Here is a 19,987-nt window from a genome sequence, read left to right as displayed (position 1 = left end):
TCAGTTTTCCTTCTTGATTTCGTAGATCTCGCCGCGAAGCGCAAAGCGACTGCGAAGCAGGAACCTTGCGCCTGCAAAAATCACCATCAGTGCACCGCAGGCAATGGCTGCGGCTGTCCGGATGCTTTCGGGAATATTGAGCATCGGGAGAAGTGTCGACCAACCGAACTGGAACAATTCAAGGCTTGCGACCAGCATCACACCACCAAAAACGGCAAGGCAGAGGTCAGTCAACAGCAACAGCACCTGTTTCACCTTCGGCGGCAACGCATCCCGCAACACCGTGACACCGAGGTGCGTTTCTTCGTGAATGCCGACGGCCGCACCAAGGAACGTGATGTAACAGATCAAAAGCAAGGCAAGTTGCTCAACCCAGGTCGGCGTCTGATTGAGGACATATCTTCCAAAGACCAGCCAACCGAAAGTCGCGACAAGGATAACAAGCGCGATTGAGCCAACGAGGACACAGACTTTTTTCAGCAGGAACAACCAGTGTTCGAGCCGATCCGAGGTGCTGCCAGAGCGCGACATCAGTCTTCTCCAGTGCGGACTGCGCTTGCAGCGCAGTCCGCCTTCATTGCTTACTGGGCGTTCTTGAACATCTCGACCAGATCGGTCAGATCAGGGCTTTGCGCCAGGAACTGATCGTAGACCGGCGACATTGCAGCCTGGAACGGAGCCTTGTCTGCAATCTCGTTCACCGTCACGCCACCCTCGGACACCTTGGCCATGCTGGCGGACTCGCGCTCCTGCCAGAGCTTGCGCTGCAATTCGGTGCTGTTGCGCCCGGCCACCCTGACAATCTCCTGCTGCTCGGGAGTCAGGGAATCGAAGGTCTTCTTGCTCATGCAAAGGCACTCCGGAATGATCAGGTGCTGCGTGAGCGAGTAATATCCCGCGACTTCGAAGTGATTGGTTGATTCATAGGATGGCGGATTGTTTTCCGCTCCATCGACAACACCGGTCTTGATCGCCTGGTAGACTTCGGCAAACGCCATCGGCGTTGCGTTGCCACCGAGCGAATCCACCATGCCGACGAACAGGTCATTGTTCATCACCCGTATCTTCATGCCCTCGACATCAGCTGGTTCGTTGATCGCCTTGACCGAGGTGTAAAACGAACGCGCACCGGCATCGTAATATCCAAGAGCGACAAGGCCCTTCGCTTCCAGACCTTTGCTGAGAGCCTTGCCCGGCTCCCCGTCCATCACCTTGTACATCTGGTCGACGTCTTTGAAGATGAAGGGAAGCGAGACAACGTTCGCCTCCGGAACAACCTGCCCCATCGGCCCGAGGCTGAATACGCCGAAATCGATGACGCCAAGCCTTGTCTGCTCGATTGCATCCGGCTGGGAACCAAGAACGCCGCTATGGAAAACCTTTCCGGAAATCGCGCCGTCGGTCTTTTCACTGACTTCCTTCACGAAGGATTCCATGCCGTGCGAGACAGGATAATCCTCAACGTGAATGTTCCATCCGCGAAGGTCGCGTGCTTCGGCGACGACTGTTGCCAGGAGCAGAGACGCGGCGACGGTTGTACCGCGCAGCGCACCCGTTTTAAGTGAATTCATCAAAGTCATTGGATCCTCCCTTTTGACCTGTTAGCACGATATGTATTTTACAAATTATTACAAGTTAAAAATCTATATTACAATTTTTTAAGCTAAGCTACGGATTTTGCGAGAAAATTCGCCCCGCCTCACCAACTCATGATAAAATTTTCCAAAGCTAATTTTACAAATATGTCCGAATTTACAAACAACTGGCGACAGGCGGGCGAGGCCATGAAAGGCCTCGCCGTCCGCGTCAGGAGAAGAACAGACCGCCATTGATGTCGACGCAGGCACCGGTGATATAGGCAGCCTGGTCAGATGCGAGAAACACCGCCAAGTTTGCCACCTCTTCGGAAGTCCCCTCACGCTTGAGCGGCGTGACACCTGCAACGTGCTGGCGCACTTCCGGCTTGGTGAAGACGTTGTGAAAATCCGTATCGATCATTCCCGGGCACAGGGCATTGACCCGAATTCGCGGCGCAAGCTCCTTTGCCATGCCTCTTGTCATCGTCATGACAGCGCCCTTCGACATCGCATAGGCCATTGCACCGGGGCCGCCGCCATCCCGACCGGCCTGCGAGGCCATGTTCACGATCGCCGCACCCGGCCTCAGATGCGGCAAGGCCGCCTGAACAAGCAGAAGCGCCGACGTTGCATTAAGGTCGAATACCGACTGCCAATGCTCGGGCGTGATCTCGGCAATCGATTTGCGGGCAACCAAACCACCCGTTATCGGCATGACGATATCCACCCCGCCGAATTCATCGACGGCCCTCGCCACCAAAGCGTCAACATCCGCCTTCTTCGTCATGTCGCCCTGCAAGGCAAAGGCGCTTCCTCCCGCAGCACGGATCTCGTCGACAGCGCTGTCGGCACCCGCGCCACTGCTGAAATAATTTACGGCAACGCTGGCACCGGCCTTTGCCAACGCCATTACGCAGGCACGACCGATATCCCGGCCACCACCAGATACGATTGCAGCTTTTCCGCTGAGGTTCATTTCGGACATCTCCTGAATGTTGCTGTTTGACTACCGGCTAGAAATCTGGCGCTTCGCGTTGCCTTAAGACCAAATGCTCCGCATTCCGCCCGGCTCCGGGACGCCGTCGACAGCTCGGCAATCCGGAGGCGCCTCAACCGCATAACGCACCTTTGCCGCCCAAATCAAGACTAATTTTTACAAATAATTACAAAACAAGGATACCCAAGGAAAAATCGACCGGTCCATCTCCCATCAAATAAATTCACAGATAGATTGACCAGAGAATCCGGGGCGAATTTGCGATAATTTTAGACAGCCTTTGAATTTCGGATGCGATTTTTGTGTTATTTTTCATTATTTTGCTCAATATTAACCTCACCGACCCCGCTTCTCAGATTGCGTTCAAAGCTGTGATTTACAAATATTTGACAAATTGTGCTGCGCTGGCTAGTTTCCGGCGCAAATCACACATCTGTATCAAACCGGCAACGGAGCATTTTCCATGAACGAACATATCAATGTAACGGAAATGAAACTGATGCAGGTAAGCACTGCAACATTGACAACGGTCTTGTTCAAACGCGGTTTGAAAAACATTTTTCTTCAGGGTCTGAACCGCTTGCGCCCCGGCTCCAACATGGTCGGCCCGGCCTATACGCTGCGCTACATACCGGCCCGTGAGGATCTGGACATTCTCGACTCGTTTGCCGACCGCAACAATGCTCAGAGGAAGGGTGTCGAGGAGTGCCCGTCCGGCGCTGTCTTTGTCATCGATGCAAGGGGAGACGCTTCAGCTGCCTCAGCCGGGTGCATTCTTGCAGCACGATTGCAGTCCAGGGGCTGCAGAGGGGTTGTGACTGACGGCGGCTTTCGCGACACGCCGGAAATAGCCGGCCTGTCGATGCCAAGCTACCATGCCCGCCCCAGTGCTCCGACAAACCTTACCAAACACCATGCGATCGCAATAAACGACCCGATTGCTTGCGGAGGGGTTTCAGTTTTTCCCGGAGACATTATCGTGGGAGACAACGAGGGAGTTGTTTGCATACCGCAACATATGGCAAACGAGGTTGCCGAAGAGGCGGCAGAGATGACTGTCTTTGAAGACTTCGTAATGGAAATGGTGCAACTAGGCGCGTCGACATTCGGGCTCTATCCCCCGACCGATCCGTCGACTATGGACAGGTTTAAGACGTGGCGGAAGGAAAAAGGCAGATAGATCAGCCCTCGACAACCGAGCGACAAGTCCGGGACCGGACACTTTCCGACAAGGTTTACGAGAGCATTCTTGCCAAAATAATGGATGGGGACATTCCCATCGGAGCAAAATTGCCGACTGAGCAAACCCTTTCCGAGGAACTGGGTGTGTCCAGGCCAATTTTACGCCAGGCCCTCAAGCAATTGCGTGAAGATGACGTTGTTGTTTCCCGCCAGGGGTCAGGGTCATATGTAAAGCGGCGTCCGGAGGGAGCTGTGCTCGATTTTGCCCCGGTTGGGTCCATCGCAGATATTCAGCGCACATTCGAATTCAGGGCAGCCGTCGAGGGAGAAGCTGCCTTTCTCGCCGCTGAACGGCGCACGGACGCCAATTTGAAGCAACTACAGGAGACGCTTGAGGAACTGGACCGCTGCATCAGTGAGAATGAACTTGGCGTCGTCGCCGACGAAGATTTTCACGTCGCCGTTTGCAATGCGTCCGACAACAAGTATTTCGTCGCAGCCAGATCTTCCATGAAGTCCAATATTCTGACAGGGATGAACCTGACCAGAAACCTCTCTCTTACCAAGCCGGAGGACAGGCTGCGTCTTGTCCAGGGAGAGCACTACGACATCTTCGAGGCGATCAGGGCGCGCGACAGCGAGGCAGCAAGGGCAGCGATGCGTGCCCATGTTGAAAACGCCAGAAAGCGGATTTTCGAAGGCTGACCGCTGCGCGGACAGGCGCGGATCGCAACAAGAATTTGGGGAAACCAAAAAAGCCCCCCTTGCGGAAGAAAGCTTGTGGGAATTCTTGTCGCAAAGGGGCCGGGAAGTGACGAACCTTCCATGAAGACCGCAATTGTCTTCGGTTCAAATTACCCGCAGTGGAAAGCTGTCAACTGGGTTGCCAACCATGCGCTTCGAGAAAATCATCCCGCCGCGGTGTAAACGCATCAAGAAGATTCCCGGCCTCCTCGCAAACACAGGAATGGACCGCGTTTGAGGGAATCACCATCGCATCGCCCGGTCCGAGCAGATTTGTCTCGCCTTCGACCGTGAAGCGAAAGCGACCCGAGGCAACATACGTGGTTTGAACATGCGGGTGGTTGTGCGGCAGCCCTTCCCCACCCTTTTCGAAGCGAAACTCGACCATCATGATTTCCTTGTTTTCACAAAGAATCCTGCGCCTCGCTCCAGGACCGGAATCCATCCATGCGGATGGCGCATCTGAGTGAACCAACATGAAACCCTCATTTGTAAAAATTAATTATTGATTTGTCTTATTTGTCTTCTGCAGTATAGCGAATTCAAAGTCAAGTTCAGATCACCAAGCAAGAAAAAGACCCGTTCAGGCACGTTTCCGATGTGACCTGAGCGAGATGATGGACAGCAATTGCAGTTTCATGCGGTTCGAAAACAAACAGCTTCCCGGCCAGGTCTTGATCGGATTACCGACTGGGAAGAAAGCGGTCCATCTATCAAGTCTCCAAACGTCGGCAAACCTGCTGCAAGAAACATCCTGTGATCCGAATTGAAGGGGTGTCCGCCCCCTCTCAGGGCGTCGATGGGGGCAGAGAGAGAGGGAGCGGACGGGAGTGTGCGGCCTACCAGCCTATTCCGATATAGTGGGAAGAGTTCGGGACTTCTGCGGAAATGCGGACTAGGTCCACGACCGTTGCCTCTTCCTTCTTCGACCTGAGCACACTCCGAAGCTCCGGCAGTTTTTGTGTAACGATGATCGCATCTGCGTCGCGGATCGCGGATTTCGGCGTTGATTTCATGAACCCGGCAAGACCGTCGACCACTTCTTGAAGATGGGGTGCCGCATAGCGCATGTATTCAAACTGCTGTGCGATGTGCGGACCTGGTTGGATGGCCGGATCATAGGCGACCACTTCGATACCGTCCCGCTGAAGCTCGGAGATGAGTTCAAGAGCCGGGCTCTCGCGCAGGTCATCGGTTCCAGGTTTGAACGCGACACCCAGGACGGCAACTTTTTTCGCGCCGGTCTCGCGGATCATCCCGATGGCCTGATCAATCTGTTTCTCGTTGGATGGCGTCAGGGAATCCATCAGCGGCGTCGCCACGCCGAGCTTTTCCGCCAGATGCGTGACAGCACGCACTTCCTTGGGCAGGCAGGAGCCTCCGAAAGCGAAGCCCGGCTTCAGGTAATAGGGAGAGAGATTGAGCTTCGTATCCTGAACAAAAATGTCCATGACCGCGTGACTGTCGATGCCCATCGGTTTGCAAAGACGACCGACTTCGTTGGCGAAGCAGACCTTGGTGGCATGCCAGACATTGTCGACATACTTCACCAACTCGGCGACCTCAACGGTCGTCACGATCGGGCTTTCGTCCACAGGAGCATAGATCTCAGCCAGAACGTCCGCGGTTTTCTGGTCCGAAACGCCGATGACAGTTTTCGGAGGTGCGTGGAAGTCGGCAATTGCGGTGCCTTCCCTGAGGAACTCCGGATTGAAGCAAATTCCGAAATCCTTGCCGGCAACCTTGTTGGAATACTGCTCAAGGACGGGTTTCATGATGTCGAGCGTTGTCCCTGGAGGAACCGAACAGCGCAAGACCACAATGTGAAACCCGTCCTTTTTGGCCAAGGCTTCACCGATGCCACGCGCAACGGCCTCGATCGCCCTGGTGTCACAACCACCATCCTCGCTGGTCGGGGTCCCGACCGAAACAAACGTGACATCGGTTTCCAGAACCGCTCGTTCCAGATTGGTCGTTGCATGGAGAAGATCCTCAGCAACACCTTTGGACAGAAGTTCACCCAGACGATCTTCGTGAATGGGGCTCTGTCCCCACGCGATGGAGTCGACTTTCTGATTGTCGATATCCGTCCCGACAACGCGGTGTCCAAGGTCACTCAGGCAGGCAAGAGACACTGCACCGACATACCCAAGGCCAACGACGCTTATTGCTTTTTTTTGCTCGACAAGCCGCAGTGAAACGCTGTCCAGCTTTTGAGCCGTATCGAGGCGACCGACAAACATGTTCATATCTCAGTACTCCCAGTTAAAGCTATCTGGGTTTGAGAAGAACAATCTTCGTGCCAAACACGTTCCTATTACAGTTTATATATATTTTTCATATGCTTACACTATTTCTCAAATCTGAAACGATTATCGGGCTTTCAATTTTGGAAACAAAAAATTCCCGTTTTCGATCTTTTGATTGCAATACGGCAATGTCACTGCCAACCGAGTTTCCAAGGAACGTGCGCCGGACACCCAGGACAGTCCGGGCTTCAATTTTCAACGGCTGTTTGAAGGCCTATGTATAAAGCCTTCAGAAGGCCGTTTCGGGCGTTCTCGAAATTGAAATTGCAGTTTTCCATTTCGCAAAACCGTTTTTGGATTTTTACATCTCCTCTTTCCAAATTCGAAGCCAACCTATTGAAAAATATAGTTTTAATTTACTCCTCGAATTTGGCCACTGTCTTGCAAAGACCTCCTCAAGTCTAGTCATCGAAGAGGCAATGCAATGTTTTCCAACAGCAGATTCAAATTGATCGGCCAGGTCGCAGGTCCATTCGGAATTCAAAAAGATTCACCTCGGAGCGATGTTTTTCTTTTTGATGTCAATGCCCTCTTCGAGGCGCATCAAAGCGAAATGGACAGCGCCTTTTCTGGCTATCTGGCGGAGTTCGCCGCACAACGCTCTTGCTACCTTCTGTCCAGCCTGAATTATGCTGAAACCGCAGCTCGTATCCCTTCACGCCTGCGCAGGACGCTCGCCGGGATTTTCTCTTCCGCCGGCACAGAGTTGTGGCGTCAGAATGATTTGCTGATCCGCCACGATCACGACTTTTGCGACGACCTGTATGAAACTGTCGCCAAGCTGGTTCTGCAAAGTGCGTATCCCGACAAACAGGCTCCATTGATCGATTGCGGACCCGCAACGTTGCGCATCTGTCTCGCCGGGACGCGAATCGGCCGGACTGCAAAGCGGAACTACGTGGCCTGGGAGCGGGAGCATAGGGAACTCGACAAATTCGTCGCAGCTATCCGCACCCGATTTCCAAATCACTCCGTCTGCAAGGATTCAGAAGGCAGCTTGCTCATCATGCCGAACACCTACTCAACAGCAAAAGTTCAGGAGCACCTGCTGAGGCGCCACAAGTCGGCGCGACTGGTTGCCTATCTCGGCGAAACGGCAGCCCGCGGCTTTGCGAAGCCGATGTGCGATGCGTTTCTCAAGGACAACATCCTTTCCACGGTCGGCGGCGCCAGCGACATCAGCCAGTTGCTGAGTTACGAAATGCGGCGGATGCAGGAACACCTGATGGTGGAGCCAGCCCCCCTCCGCCTGGTTCATGGAGCTTGAAATGAAAGCCATGCCAATCATCATCGATGACCCGAACTGGTCTGTTCTCAAAAGTGACACGGTCTACGACTCCGGCAACCAGCTACGCGTTGTTCGCCAGTGCGTGCAGCTGCCCGACGACCGGATCGTCGACGACTATTTCAGGATCGACCTTCCGTCATTCGCAACAGTTTATGCGGTTACTGAAGACGACGAGGTTCTGCTGCTTCAACAATACAAACACGGCGTTGGACAGGTGTGTCTGACGCTGCCGGGCGGCCAGGTGGACCCGGGCGAAGACCCCGAATTTTCAGCGAGACGAGAGTTGCTGGAAGAAACAGGTTACGGAGGCGGGCGCTGGTTGTCTGGTCCTTCGCTCGTTCTTCACGGCAATCAGACAATTGCAAAGGCGCATGTGTTCGTTGCCAGACATGTCATCAAGATCGCCGACGCCTGCTCTGACGACCTGGAAGACGCAACCCTTGTGACAAGACGGCGTTTTGAACTACGCAGTGCGATCCTGGCTGGAGAATTGCCGGTCACTTCACATGTTGCCGCGGTGGGGATCGCCGAAGCGCTTTTTGAAGCGACCTGATTGCTGGGTTTCAAGTGGTGCGTGACGACGTCTCACGCACCTTCAGCGGCAATCTGAATGTCTTCGCCTGATGGTTCGTCCTGCTCTGCCCAGATTTCCTTTTTTCGATAGAGTGTCGATGGGCTGACCTGAAGCGCGCGGGCTGTTTTGGGCAGGCTGCCACCGCAAGCGTCAATTGTTGCCTCGATGATCTGCCGTTCCAGCATCTCGAAAGGTTGGCCAAGCGTCAAGGTGATCGCGGGCCAGGAACCATTGCTTTCGACGGTGCGGCCGGCGTCTGTATTCACGCTCAACGGGGCCTGGAGGGGATGTGGCGCGGCTTGTGTCTTCGGAACGGGTGCACGGCCATGGAGGGTCGCCAGCATATCGGCTTCCACGTAGGGACCTTCGTTCAATACCACCAGGTTCCTGATGGTATTCTGCATCTCGCGAACATTGCCCGGCCAGCTGTGAGACAACAGGATTTCCTCTGCTTCCACGGAGAACCCCTCAAAAGACTTGCCTTCTTCACCGGCAAATTGCATCAAGAAATGCTTTGCAAGTTCAAGAACATCGGTGCCCCGGGACCGCAACGGCGGCAACCCGATCGGAAGGACATGCAGCCGGTAAAAAAGATCTTCGCGAAACCGGCCGGCCTCGACTTCCTCCAACGGATTCCTGTTTGTGGCGCAGACAATGCGAACGTCAACCTTCTTGAGGGTGTCGCTGCCGACCTTCTGTATCGTTCCGCTTTGCAGGAAACGCAGCAGCTTCGCCTGAAGACCAAGTTCAAGTTCGCAAATCTCGTCGAGGAAAAGTGTCCCTCCGTCTGCCCGTGCGGCGGCACCATCGCGATCCGAGGTCGCGCCGGTGAAGGCTCCCTTGATGTGTCCGAAAATTTCAGACTCGATCAGGTCCTTCGGGATGGCCGCGCAGTTCAGCGGAACAAATGGTTTCTTTGTACGCTGACTAGACCTGTGAATTGCCTCGGCGCACACTTCCTTGCCTGTACCACTTTCGCCAGTGATGAAGACAGCGGCGTTCGAGCGGGCAACGCTTTCAATCATCTTGTAGACCGCGGTCATCGGCAATGAAGAGCCGATGAAGCCATGCTGAACCTTGCCTGAAGCCGGTTTGCGAACTTCCTCGACGACTTCGGTGAGGGTTTCGCGTTCGAGCGCATTGCGCGTCGTCGTGACTAGCCGCTCCTCGGCTACAGGTTTCACGATAAAGTCGTAAGCACCCGCCTGCATGGCATCGACGGCCGTCTTGATCGAGCCGGAACTGGTGACAACGACCACTGTTACGGGAAGTTGCTCCTCGCGAATGGACGCCAGAACATCCATTCCACCCATGTCGGGCAATTGCAGATCCAGCAGGACAACGCTGATTCCACCCTTGCGCAAGCGTGCCAGGGCGTCAGCCCCAGTTTCCACATGTACCGATTCAAGACCCGCGCGCGAGAGCTGATGACCATAAACCGTTGCAAGGGGCAGTGCGTCTTCAACAAGCAGAACCTTCAACTTACGCTCCTTCCACGCATCAGATCTTTCCTCAGGTATCGAATGATACCCTGACACCTATTTCTACAGCCAATGCTTTCACTTCCGTTAGTGTATGCTCGCAAACTTGCGAAAGCTCGTCCATTTTGCCCATGGCGTCGATCGTTTTGCCGTCCCGCACAAGCGTGTTCATCGTGCTTGCCACCGTAGCCAGTTCCAAGGCACCAAATGTGCCCGCCACGCTTTTGAGCGCATGCGTGGCTCGCTCCAGCTTTTCAAGATCCTGCGCTTCAACAGCTTCCTGTGCCGAATGCCGCCGCTTGAGCGTATCGTCAACGAACTGCTGCAGAAGCTTTTGCTTCAACTCAGCCGGCATGGTGTCGAGGATCTCACGCGCGGCAGCAAGAGATTCCGTTGTACCGGAGGCCACGTCTGCCGGAACCTCCAAGTCATGCTTGGCGACATTTCTTGAAATGCAGGCAAGAAGGTCATTTTTTTCCACCGGTTTTGCCAGAAAATCCGTCATTCCAGACGCCAGAAACCGTTCCCTGTCGCCGCGAAGCGAGTAGGCGGTGAGCGCTACAATCGGCGTCGAAGTGTTCCGCTGTCCGCTCCGGATTCTTCGAGTGGCTTCAATGCCGTCCATTTCCGGCATCGAGATGTCCATCAAGATGCAATCATAGTCGCGTTTGGATGCCGCCCGCACCGCTTCCTTTCCATTGTTTGCGATATCGATAGTGCAGCCGACGCTTTCCAGCGCATGGCTGACCACGATCTGGTTGGTCGCGTTGTCTTCGGCAAGCAGGACCGTCAGGTCCTCAGGCAGCTCCGAAGGACTCTCGTCGTATTCCTCTTCGGGAATAACGGTCTGGTCGTCAGCCAGTGTGATCGGAACAAGGAATTCGAAGGTGCTGCCGGCGTCCTGCCGACTTTCAACCCGAACTTTTCCTCCCATGAGATGCGCGATCTGCTTGCAGATCGCAAGACCAAGTCCGGTGCCACCCTGTTTCTTGGTATAGCTGGTGTCGATCGTGACAAAGTCACCAAAGAGCGCATCATGCTTGTCCTCGGGAATGCCTATTCCTGAATCCTTGACTGAAATGCGGAAGGTTGGCTCTACCGGATCCTCCTTTTCGATGTCGACGCTGATCTCGACAAATCCGATCTCGGTAAACTTTACCGCATTCGACACAAGATTCAGGATCACTTGCCTCAGGCGGCCGGCGTCACCGACCACGTTGTGGGGCAGTCCGACCGGATAGTTCAGGGAAAGGTCAAGACCCTTGTCCCTTGCGATCGGCATGAAGAGATCAACGACGCTCTTGACGACCGACTTCAACCTGAACGGCACAGGGTCGAGATCCATTCGACCGGCCTCAAGTTTTGAAAAGTCCAGAATGTCATTGATAAGTTCGAGCAGCGACCGTCCGGACTCGCGTGCTGTCTTGACGTAATCCGCCTGCGCCGGGCTCAGATCGGTATCACGCAGCAAGCTGAGAATACCGAGAACACCATTCATGGGCGTGCGGATCTCGTGGCTCATCATTGCCAGAAACTTGGCCTTTGCCTCGTTGGCAGCTTCCGCCCGCTCCTTGGCAACCCTGAGAGCCGCATCCGCTGCCTTTCGCTCGGTGATGTCCCGCACGTACCCGAGGAAGAGTGGTCCTTCGGCGCCCTTGGTGTGGCGGATCGCAAGTTCGACAATGATTTCGTGACCGTCTCGGTGCTGCCCCTCTATTTCGATCCTCTTGCCGAGAACCGGTCCCTCCCCCGTCTTGAGGAAATTGGCCAAACCGTCGTCGTGAGCCTGTCGATACTTGTCGGGAATTATGTAGTCGGACATTTTCCTGCCGACGATATCGCCCACCTTCCAGCCGAAGACTTCCTCGGCGGCCGGGCTGAAGTCGAGCACGATGCCGTCCCCGTTCATGACGATGACACCGTCGAAAGACGCATCGACAACATTGCGCAGCAGATCCTCGTTCCGCCGCAACTCCGCTTCGCGGTTCTTCAACTCAGTGATGTCGACCCGGAAGCCAACGAGACCTCCCTCACTCGTGCGCGATTCGATCACGCGCAACCACCGGCCGTCATCGAGATGCTGTTCCATGGGAGCGCCGGGGTTCTGATGATGTTCCATGCGCATGGCAACCCAGTCTTCAAGGACGCCCTCCGCCACCTGGTACTGGCCCCGCATGGCCCCTTTTCTGATTATTTCCTCAAACGTTGCGCCCGGCTGTATGAGATCAGCGCTGGAGCTGTAGAATTCCCTGTATTTGCTGTTGCACAAGACGAGCCTGTCTTCTGCATCATACAAAACAAAACCGTCCGGCAAGGACTCGATTGCATCGACAAGACGGGTTTCGGCTTGCTCGACCTTGGCGGCAGCCGCCTGCTGTTCCGTCAGGTCCCGGAGAATTGCGGTGTAGGTTGGCGTACCTTCAATAACGACCTCAGAGAGGGACATCTCGACGGGATACTCGACGCCATCCAGCCGCCTGCCAATGGTTTCCAGTCGTTTGCCCGTCGCTTCAAATGATGTCGCCGCTCCTGAACAGCATTCGAATGGCAGATCTTCATTGCTGGTGCCGGGTAGGACATCACTGATGAGACGCCCGACAACGTCCTCGATATTTGCGGCACCGAACATTGACAGAGCAGCCTGGTTGGCGCTTAGCAAATTGCCCTTTGGCGACAAGGTCAAAACACCGTCGAGCATCGTGTCGAGAATGGTGCTGACCTGTGCTTCACCTGCTTCAGCGCGTTGCGTCGCCTTGAGCAGTGCTTCGTTTTTTTCACGTTCCGCCTCCGCGAGGCCCGCAAGTCTCCTCATGGCGCGCTGCCGCTGAAGGGAGAGGACGAAGGTCAGCGCAAGTGCGGCCACAAACGCGACCACCAGCATGAAAATCAAGTTGTCGATCGATGTGAAACCATTTCCGTACAACGCACTCGCCGGAATGATAACTTCCTGAATTCCCCGGATGTCGCCGACTTCCCACACCGTCTTGGGTGACTGAGGATGAGTGTTGTGGCAGGCGACACAGCTTTCTTCCATCCGAACAGCAGTCGCGCTTCGGAAAAACGTACCGTTGTCGCGCTGTTCAAGGCGCTGGAACGGCGCTTCCGGTGACTTTTCCAGGGCAGCCAGTGCTTCCTTTTCAAACTTGTCGAGATTTCGATCCAGACGCCAAGGCCAAGGATGATTTGACAGCATCCGGATAGCACTGGTTGCCCCTTGCGCCTGCAACTCGTCCTCGAGTGCAAGTGTCATCGACACCGGTGCCGGTATTGTCAGGTCCTTGTCATGATAATCATGACTGACCGAGACATCCTGTGACGAATAGAGCTTGTCGACGACTTCCCTGGAATAGAACGATCGTGCGGCTGTCAGCAGTTCCGACTGCGCTCTTGCCGCTGCCGAAAGGTCAGCGGTCCTTGCCTTTTGCCCGAAATCGACCGCGAGCACATACGCGGCAATCGCTGACGCCGAAATGAAAACCAGGACGAGCCAGAACGTGGCGTCGTAGGTCAACTCCTGGATCCACTTGCGCATATTTTTGTCCCCTCGGTTCTGGTGCTCAGACCCGTTTCCAGCGCGTAGGCCTTCTGGTGAATGCTTGCTCATTGGTTATGAATTTTCGATGTATTGCCGCGCACTTCCTGTTTCGTTTCGGTCGAAACGTCCGTATCGGCCGTCGAAATCAGAAAAAACGGATTGGATTTCAGGAATGACTGCCAGCTCGAAAACGACTGCCGGCCCTGAAACTGACAGGTTTGCCTGCAGGAGTGAAAGTCGATTGTGAGCTGAAACCTGGCTGCGGGATCAAAGAGCCGGGAATAGACGTAGAGACTGTCCGCAGAGAACCGTCCCGGCACTGGTGCTTCGTAGGCCAACTGCAACTCTTCTGTCGCGTAGTGGCTCCAGCCTCCTGCGGGAAACCACCGGTGCCCTGCGGGCCCATCTCCATCGAGATCCCTGGGTGTCTCCTTGCCGAAGGAAAGAATGTAGTCCAGACGTCTTTTGACAAGATCGGCGGTTTCCGGGGCCAGGCCCTTCGTGAAGTCGCTCAATGTCAGAAGCGTAATCCCAGCATGGCCCGTATCTTCGAACCTTTGGTCACCCAGTTGGTCTCCGGTCAGCCCTTTCTCCAGATAGTATTGGCTGGGCCAATAGCGCCAGAGCCCGCCGTTCTTGTCGGATTGCCATTCCTTGAGGAACGCCTGCACGATTTGCCGAGCACGTGCCTTGTAGTCAGCATCGGGCAATTCGCTCAGCAGCGCGGCGAATGCGATTTGCCAGTTCCAGGGAGCAAACTTGCCGGCGAAGCGGAAATCGACCCGGGCGTTTATTGTGTAGATGCCCGCTTCGGTATCGAAATCTTCTTCATAGGCTCGAGCCAGGCAAAGGTTCGAAGCGGTGATTTTACGCGACAACGCGGGCGGACACAGTTTTCCGAGTTTCCGGCAGGAACTGTCAAGCGCGTTGGCGATCATCGCCTGATTGATCATCAAACTGAGCCGCTCATCGGCGTTTTGTCCGTATATCGTCGAGCTCCAGCCGCATTCGGGATTGGAGATGCCGGCCCGGCCCTGCTTACCGTCCTGCGCCGCCAGCGTCAGCCGCATCGATTTCAGGGCAAGGGCGGCGAATGCCTCGTCCCCGGTTTTCTGAAACAGCGTGGAAAGCGAACGCAGCCGATAGCTCTGGTTCCAGCTTTGAAGGCCTTCTGCGTCGGAGGCACAGGCGCGCACTTCACCCGATTGGGAAAGCAGGAGACCTGTTGCAGCGTAATAAAGCTGAAGTGCGGCGGGGGTGCCTGAAACCACGGCGACGGTCTGCCCATTCGCCGTTGCTGCCGACCCAGGTATTGTCGCGAACTCGGCGGTCGGCGAAATCAAAAGCGGTGCGCCGATTTCACCTTTCTCCATGTCAATCCGGAAGATACCACCGTCGGTTCCCTCACCGCAGTCCATTTGCGCCCACAGAATTCCATTATCAATGCGCATGCGCCCGGGCCGGCAGCTGCCAAAGTCTACGAGTGTTCTTGCGCGAGGCTCTATCCGGCCTTGGAGATTTCTCGGATAGAGATTGAGATGCCAGGATTGAGCATCACCGCTTTCCAGAATTATTGCCTCATTTTCCGTGAACCGCAGTATTTTGGGGGAACCCGAACGCTCCCATTTACGGACAATCTGCCCGTCCTGCAGCAATTCTGTTTGTTTATCTCCAGTTTTCCAGCTTCGAAGCAAAGCGAGCGACCCATCCCTGGCGAGCCGGACGGAACCAAGTCTTGCAGCACCCCCCGCGTCTGAGACCCAACTTTGAATTGTCCCGTTCACCGTCACGTTTGGGACGTCGTCACCCGGGTTGCGGCTTACCACCAACCTGGACCCACCGGCTTGCGACACGGTTTCCAGACATTGCCCGGTGACGCCCTTGCGGCTCACGGCGCCCGTTTGCAGGTCAACTTCAGTTCCCTGCGCGGGCAGGATCAGGTGACCGGACTTCAACCCAGGCTCCTCTGCCAAGGCGCAGGACGCAACCAGGACAGAGAAGAGAGCAAGCACGTGCGAAAGATAGTTCATCCTGGTCTGCTTCCTAGAAGTTGAAATAGATGAATTCGGTCAATTCAGCCAGACGGTATGTCTGGATGAGAGCGACCCCGAAGAGGACAGAAACAGCTGCAGCCCAACCGGCGCTCGGCTTCCAACGAACCGGCAGAAACCCATCGGAGCGCCTCTGGGCAACGAACTTCTTCAGGCCGAGCACCGGGTTGTAGTTTTCCGTGAATTCGATGGAGTTCGGCAACAGGAAGACGATGGCGGCAAGACAGATCATGGCTGCCCAGATCACTGCCGTACCGGTGACCATGGTCTCCCAGAGTTTGGGCTCATAGACCGTCGACAGTCCTGTCATGCCCGCCAGGATGTTGTTGGCACCGTCGAAACTTTCCGCACGGAAGTAGACCCAGGCGACCACAACCGCCAGCAAGGTAATGCCGCGGCTAAGCAGGTTTCCGACTGACTTCGGCAGGATGGAAGGAACATAACCGGCAGCGACCAGTGCGGACCAGCCGTGGTTGATTGCCAGGTAGGCCCCATGGAGACCGCCCCAGAAAACAAATGTCCAGCTGGCACCGTGCCACAGACCGCCCAGCAACATGGTGATCATCAGATTTCCGTAGCGCCGCACCGGACCGCTTCGGTTTCCGCCGAGCGGGATATAGAGGTAATCACGCAGGAAATGGGACAGGGTGATGTGCCAGCGGCGCCAGAAATCGGAAATGCTGGTTGCCTTGTAAGGTGAATTGAAGTTGACCGGCAGGCGAATTCCGAAGAGACGCGCAAGACCCAGGGCCATGTCGCAATATCCGGAAAAGTCGAAATACAGCTGGAACGTATAGGCAAGAGCACCGATCCAGGCCGCTTCGAACGGCACGCCGGATGTGGTTTCGGCCAGGTTGAAGACTGAATTGGCGTACGGCGCAATACCGTCCGCGAGTACGATCTTCTTGAAGAGGCCAATTGCAAACAGGGTGCTGCCAACAGCCAGATTGAGGACCAGCTTGTTCCTGAACACCGGCAGCTTGAACTGCGGAATGGTTTCCTTCTGCATCACAATCGGTCCGGCGATCAACTGCGGAAAGAAAACGACAAACAGCATGTAGCGCGGAAAGTCGCACTCCGTGACGTCCCCCTTGTAGGTGTCGATCAGGAACGAGATCTGCTGGAACGTGAAGAAGGAAATTGCCAGCGGCAACACAAGGTGGAGCAGCGGAATATCCGACCCGGCGAAAAAGTTCGCATTGCCAATGAAGAAATCCGCATATTTGAAGACCGCGATCAGTCCGAGATTGAACACAATTCCGCAGATCAGGATAAACCTGTCCCGAACGGTGCGAAGGATGCGATGGAACCCAAAGTTGATGACGACCGAACCCAACAGCAATGGGAGATAAATCGGCGTCCACCAGCCATAAAACGCAAGAGAAGCCAGGATGAGCCACCAGATGATTCCGTTTTCCCATCGGTAGTGGCGAAGAACCAGATAACCGAGCAGAACCGGTGGCAGGAACAGGTAGATGAATTCAAGGGAACTGAAAACCATGGTTCAACCCTCCTTCTTGGCAGATTTTTGCGAAGTGGACTTTTCGATAACGGTCAGGTTTGCCTCGTCTTCCTGCAACAGATCCTGCAGCAGGCTCGCGCTGCCCTGGTGACCGCGGTCGGTCCCCTTCCGGGCCAACTCAAGGGCCTTTGTGCGGTCTTGAGGCACGTATTTGCCACGGGCGAACAGTCGTCCCAGTTCTTCCATGGCCCCGGGGTGACCGACGGCCACACCACGCTCGAGCAGTTCGACCGCACTTTCCGGTTCGAGGTCGAAGCTCTGCTTGAGATGAAGGCGCGCGAGAGCGGTCAACGCGCCGCCATGCTCAGCGGTTGCTGCGAGCCTCAGCCATTTCAACGCTTCTTCCGCGGATTTTTCGTCCAATGATGCGCTGATCAGCATCTGTGCAAGATCGTGCATCGCCCCGGCATCGCCGAGGTTTGCGGAGCGCAGGAACCAATCCCTTGCGCGCGAGCGATCCATGGCCATGAATTCGCCATCGCGGTAAATCCGGCCCAGCGTTTTCGCCGAACTCGCGGATCCGTCCCTGGCTTTTTGTTCCAGACCCGCGATCGCACGTTCCGCCCAGAACCGAGCACGTTCGGGATCAGGCGTCACACCGTAACGGCCTGTCAGCAATATCCGGGCATAGTTGATGGTGGACGAGGGATACCCGGCAATTGCGGCCTGTTCATAGTGGTAGAACGCTGCCGTGAGATCACGCTCCGTCCCTATCCCGCGTTCATGATGCTTGGCCAGTTGCACATGCGCCTTCGGATAATCCCAGTCGAGTGCCTTCATGAACCACTGCAACGCGATTTCGGCGCATTTTTCGCCTGACGAGCGTTGAAACAGTCGGCCGAGTTCATAAGCGGTTTCACCGCGATAGGCGAAAGAGTACCTGACCGCTTCCATGAAAATCAGACGCGACTGTTCCAGGTCCGTATTGACCCCCCAGCCGTTCTTGTAGGCCCTTCCGAGGTGGAACAGGGCAACGGGGTGGCCGTCATTGGCGAGCTGGGTGAGAATATCAGCGGCGGCTTCCCAACGCCCTACCTTCTGCAAACCGCGAGCCTGCTTGATCATCTCCTCGATCGTCGGATCAATCCGCTCGGATTTGATCTTTACCGGCATGGTTTCCGAAGTAAGGGCTACCACACCTGCCACACCAAACACGGCGCCGAGCAGCAAACCCTTCCACAGGAATGATTTCTTGTCTGTCCGGGTCATTGCAACACCTCCAGGGCGAGTTGTTCGTATTGCCGGCCGATTGCCATATCCTGCTGGTGCAGGCCGTCTTTGTGGCAATGGCTCTCAAGTTGAACGGGTTTTTGCGAAGTCCGGTCAGGCGTTTGCGTGAAGCCGGTTGCCGCGATGGCCCCGACAATCAAGCCGGTTGCACAAATGAGAATTTCCCCGAGTGAAAAGCGCAGATTAGCCATCGGTCTTCCTCCAGATCCTGCACGACGAACCTTCAAGGAGCTCCAGCGTTCCTTCAACGTGAGACCGCGATGTCTCGGCTGGCGTTACGGGGCAGACCAGGTCCTTGCGACGGCTTGATGCGGTGGCAACACGCTTCGGGTCGCGATCGATCAACATCAACAATTCGCCGACGATCCTTCGCGCCGGGTCCGAGCCGAAATGATAGGCGTCGGTGAAATTGCCGAGTTCCCGCGTAAAGGGCGTGTCGAAGTCCAGATCGACCACGGGAGCCAATGTCGAAAGACGTTCACGGAACTTGTGGTTCGCAGCCGTCAGTCCGAAATCGGAGATCCGGCGCTGCATTTCGGAAATGGTCGGCGGGATCAGAAACACGAGTTTCACGTCATTTTCGGCAGACCAGGATGCGATTTCCTCGATCATGTTCCAGAGGTCTTCGGACTGCTTGAACCGGCGCCAATCCGCGGCACCATTGGTACCGACCTGTTTTGCAAAGAGCTGCGGCAGGTCGCGGTCGATCGAGATTTCGGGCCAGTAGCCCGCCCAGCGCCCAAGGCCGAACCCGTGGCCATGATAAACCGCCGGAAGCCTCAAGGACGAGACCGACGCGCTCAGTGCACACTCGTCGCAAAGTGACGGGTCAAGAAGAGCTTCGACCGACAAGGTGCTGACGGCTGTAAAGTCCGCGGCAAGGGCCTCTTGAACCGGCCAGAGCGAGACATCTTCAAAAAGAGCGGTCAAACCAGGATACCGGTCCTGAAGCAGACGCCAGCCGGTCTTTGTCACAAACCAGTTGGTGTAGTAGGCAAAGGGATTGTCCGCGAGCGCAATGGCCTCGGGGACCCGGTTCATGCTGCCCTTGAAACGGGCATCCATGCTACGGAGAGGCAGACTGACGATAAGCGTGTCAAGTTCGACCGTTTCCCTCAGATATCTGAAGGTGTCGTAGATCTCGTAGACCGTCGCTCCACCGTAAGCGAAATTATAGACATCGTCCCGGCCAAGCTCCTGCCAGTATCTGTCCTGCAACGCGCGCGCTCGGCTATCCCCAAGGATCACCGTCGGTGCCTTGATCCGAGGATATTCCATCATCTTGTAGAGCGGGTAATGCGCCTTGACGCTGATCTCCTTCTTGTCGAGATCGAGTTCGACAAGACGATTGTGGTCGAACGCGTCGACGACGGCATTGAAGGCAATCGGTGCCAGCGCGATCATTGCCGTGACGGCCATCGCAGCGGTATACAGTTTTGGGATAGGTCTCATGGCATAGCCCCTGGATTTGTTTCCTGTCTCTTGAGAACAAGAACC

General features: G+C 55.6%; 16 protein-coding genes. 4 read left to right on the top strand and 12 right to left on the bottom strand.

Going from position 1 to position 19,987, the window contains the following annotated elements; all coding sequences use genetic code 11:
- The 3 genes from LA5095_RS04615 to LA5095_RS04605 form a co-directional block, all read right to left on the bottom strand.
- On the bottom strand, positions 1–531 hold the full coding sequence (locus tag LA5095_RS04615) for a TRAP transporter small permease (protein WP_055112299.1): 531 nt from the start codon (positions 529–531) through the stop codon (positions 1–3).
- Between the two features lie 50 nt (positions 532–581).
- A complete protein-coding gene (locus tag LA5095_RS04610; protein WP_208992538.1) occupies positions 582–1,580 on the bottom strand; it encodes a TRAP transporter substrate-binding protein in 999 nt (332 codons plus the stop codon).
- Positions 1,581–1,806: 226 nt separating this feature from the next.
- Complete coding sequence (locus tag LA5095_RS04605; RefSeq protein WP_055112792.1) at positions 1,807–2,553, bottom strand: SDR family NAD(P)-dependent oxidoreductase; 747 nt, start codon at positions 2,551–2,553, stop codon at positions 1,807–1,809.
- A 484-nt stretch (positions 2,554–3,037) separates the two neighbouring features.
- Between LA5095_RS04605 and LA5095_RS04600 the strand changes: the two genes are divergently transcribed.
- Both LA5095_RS04600 and LA5095_RS04595 read left to right on the top strand, forming a co-directional pair.
- Entirely contained in the window at positions 3,038–3,754 is a 717-nt protein-coding gene (locus LA5095_RS04600) for a ribonuclease activity regulator RraA (RefSeq protein WP_055112297.1), read from the top strand.
- Positions 3,730–4,461 (top strand): FadR/GntR family transcriptional regulator, encoded by a 732-nt coding sequence (locus LA5095_RS04595; RefSeq protein ID WP_208992537.1) that lies wholly within the window; start codon positions 3,730–3,732, stop codon positions 4,459–4,461. Before LA5095_RS04600 ends, LA5095_RS04595 begins: the two co-directional genes overlap by 25 nt.
- Before the next feature lie 169 nt (positions 4,462–4,630).
- Here the strand turns inward: LA5095_RS04595 and LA5095_RS04590 are convergent, their stop codons facing one another.
- Together LA5095_RS04590 and LA5095_RS04585 are read right to left on the bottom strand one after the other, a co-directional pair.
- Positions 4,631–4,978, bottom strand: coding sequence for a cupin domain-containing protein (locus tag LA5095_RS04590; RefSeq protein WP_055112295.1), 348 nt, complete (start codon positions 4,976–4,978; stop codon positions 4,631–4,633).
- Positions 4,979–5,339: 361 nt separating this feature from the next.
- Positions 5,340–6,749, bottom strand: coding sequence for a nucleotide sugar dehydrogenase (locus tag LA5095_RS04585; RefSeq protein ID WP_055112293.1), 1,410 nt, complete (start codon positions 6,747–6,749; stop codon positions 5,340–5,342).
- Positions 6,750–7,362: 613 nt separating this feature from the next.
- Between LA5095_RS04585 and LA5095_RS04580 the strand changes: the two genes are divergently transcribed.
- Together LA5095_RS04580 and LA5095_RS04575 are read left to right on the top strand one after the other, a co-directional pair.
- Positions 7,363–8,076, top strand: a complete 714-nt coding sequence (locus tag LA5095_RS04580) for a hypothetical protein (RefSeq protein WP_144436069.1) — start codon at positions 7,363–7,365, stop codon at positions 8,074–8,076.
- Position 8,077: 1 nt separating this feature from the next.
- Positions 8,078–8,650: an NUDIX hydrolase gene (locus LA5095_RS04575; protein ID WP_144436070.1), complete on the top strand. Its 573-nt coding sequence runs from the start codon at positions 8,078–8,080 to the stop codon at positions 8,648–8,650.
- 32 nt (positions 8,651–8,682) lie between these two features.
- On the opposite strand, the gene LA5095_RS04570 is transcribed toward LA5095_RS04575, so the two are convergent.
- The 7 genes from LA5095_RS04570 to LA5095_RS04540 all read right to left on the bottom strand — a co-directional run bounded on the left by LA5095_RS04570 (position 8,683) and on the right by LA5095_RS04540 (position 19,942).
- On the bottom strand, positions 8,683–10,152 hold the full coding sequence (locus LA5095_RS04570; protein ID WP_082442768.1) for a sigma-54-dependent transcriptional regulator: 1,470 nt from the start codon (positions 10,150–10,152) through the stop codon (positions 8,683–8,685).
- 31 nt (positions 10,153–10,183) lie between these two features.
- Positions 10,184–13,684 (bottom strand): PAS domain S-box protein, encoded by a 3,501-nt coding sequence (locus LA5095_RS04565; RefSeq protein WP_144436071.1) that lies wholly within the window; start codon positions 13,682–13,684, stop codon positions 10,184–10,186.
- A gap of 68 nt (positions 13,685–13,752) precedes the next feature.
- The gene (locus LA5095_RS04560; protein WP_055112287.1) at positions 13,753–15,717 is read right to left on the bottom strand and encodes a hypothetical protein; all 1,965 of its coding nucleotides are present in this window, start codon (positions 15,715–15,717) and stop codon (positions 13,753–13,755) included.
- 13 nt (positions 15,718–15,730) lie between these two features.
- Positions 15,731–17,239 carry an MBOAT family O-acyltransferase gene (locus tag LA5095_RS04555; RefSeq protein WP_055112285.1) on the bottom strand — a complete coding sequence of 503 codons (1,509 nt, stop codon included), beginning with the start codon at positions 17,237–17,239 and terminating at the stop codon, positions 15,731–15,733.
- A 3-nt stretch (positions 17,240–17,242) separates the two neighbouring features.
- On the bottom strand, positions 17,243–18,469 hold the full coding sequence (locus tag LA5095_RS04550) for an SEL1-like repeat protein (RefSeq protein ID WP_055112283.1): 1,227 nt from the start codon (positions 18,467–18,469) through the stop codon (positions 17,243–17,245).
- Positions 18,466–18,681 carry a hypothetical protein gene (locus tag LA5095_RS04545; protein ID WP_055112282.1) on the bottom strand — a complete coding sequence of 72 codons (216 nt, stop codon included), beginning with the start codon at positions 18,679–18,681 and terminating at the stop codon, positions 18,466–18,468. Before LA5095_RS04545 ends, LA5095_RS04550 begins: the two co-directional genes overlap by 4 nt.
- Positions 18,674–19,942 (bottom strand): hypothetical protein, encoded by a 1,269-nt coding sequence (locus LA5095_RS04540; RefSeq protein WP_144436072.1) that lies wholly within the window; start codon positions 19,940–19,942, stop codon positions 18,674–18,676. Before LA5095_RS04540 ends, LA5095_RS04545 begins: the two co-directional genes overlap by 8 nt.
- Positions 19,943–19,987: the final 45 nt, after the last annotated feature.

The sequence above is a fragment of the Roseibium album genome, assembly GCF_001404515.1.
Classification (GTDB): domain Bacteria; phylum Pseudomonadota; class Alphaproteobacteria; order Rhizobiales; family Stappiaceae; genus Roseibium; species Roseibium album.
Note: the sequence above shows the minus strand (reverse complement) of the source record. Positions and strands in the feature narration are given on the sequence as shown.

Bases quoted from the DNA above. Each gene is read 5' to 3' on its own strand.
- LA5095_RS04615 (WP_055112299.1), bottom strand. From the start codon at position 531: ATGTCGCGCTCTGGCAGCACCTCGGATCGGCTCGAACACTGGTTGTTC.
- LA5095_RS04610 (WP_208992538.1), bottom strand. From the start codon at position 1,580: ATGACTTTGATGAATTCACTTAAAACGGGTGCGCTGCGCGGTACAACC.
- LA5095_RS04605 (WP_055112792.1), bottom strand. From the start codon at position 2,553: ATGAACCTCAGCGGAAAAGCTGCAATCGTATCTGGTGGTGGCCGGGAT.
- LA5095_RS04600 (WP_055112297.1), top strand. From the start codon at position 3,038: ATGAACGAACATATCAATGTAACGGAAATGAAACTGATGCAGGTAAGC.
- LA5095_RS04590 (WP_055112295.1), bottom strand. From the start codon at position 4,978: ATGTTGGTTCACTCAGATGCGCCATCCGCATGGATGGATTCCGGTCCT.
- LA5095_RS04585 (WP_055112293.1), bottom strand. From the start codon at position 6,749: ATGAACATGTTTGTCGGTCGCCTCGATACGGCTCAAAAGCTGGACAGC.
- LA5095_RS04580 (WP_144436069.1), top strand. From the start codon at position 7,363: ATGGACAGCGCCTTTTCTGGCTATCTGGCGGAGTTCGCCGCACAACGC.
- LA5095_RS04575 (WP_144436070.1), top strand. From the start codon at position 8,078: ATGAAAGCCATGCCAATCATCATCGATGACCCGAACTGGTCTGTTCTC.
- LA5095_RS04565 (WP_144436071.1), bottom strand. From the start codon at position 13,684: ATGCGCAAGTGGATCCAGGAGTTGACCTACGACGCCACGTTCTGGCTC.
- LA5095_RS04560 (WP_055112287.1), bottom strand. From the start codon at position 15,717: ATGAACTATCTTTCGCACGTGCTTGCTCTCTTCTCTGTCCTGGTTGCG.
- LA5095_RS04555 (WP_055112285.1), bottom strand. From the start codon at position 17,239: ATGGTTTTCAGTTCCCTTGAATTCATCTACCTGTTCCTGCCACCGGTT.
- LA5095_RS04550 (WP_055112283.1), bottom strand. From the start codon at position 18,469: ATGACCCGGACAGACAAGAAATCATTCCTGTGGAAGGGTTTGCTGCTC.
- LA5095_RS04545 (WP_055112282.1), bottom strand. From the start codon at position 18,681: ATGGCTAATCTGCGCTTTTCACTCGGGGAAATTCTCATTTGTGCAACC.
- LA5095_RS04540 (WP_144436072.1), bottom strand. From the start codon at position 19,942: ATGAGACCTATCCCAAAACTGTATACCGCTGCGATGGCCGTCACGGCA.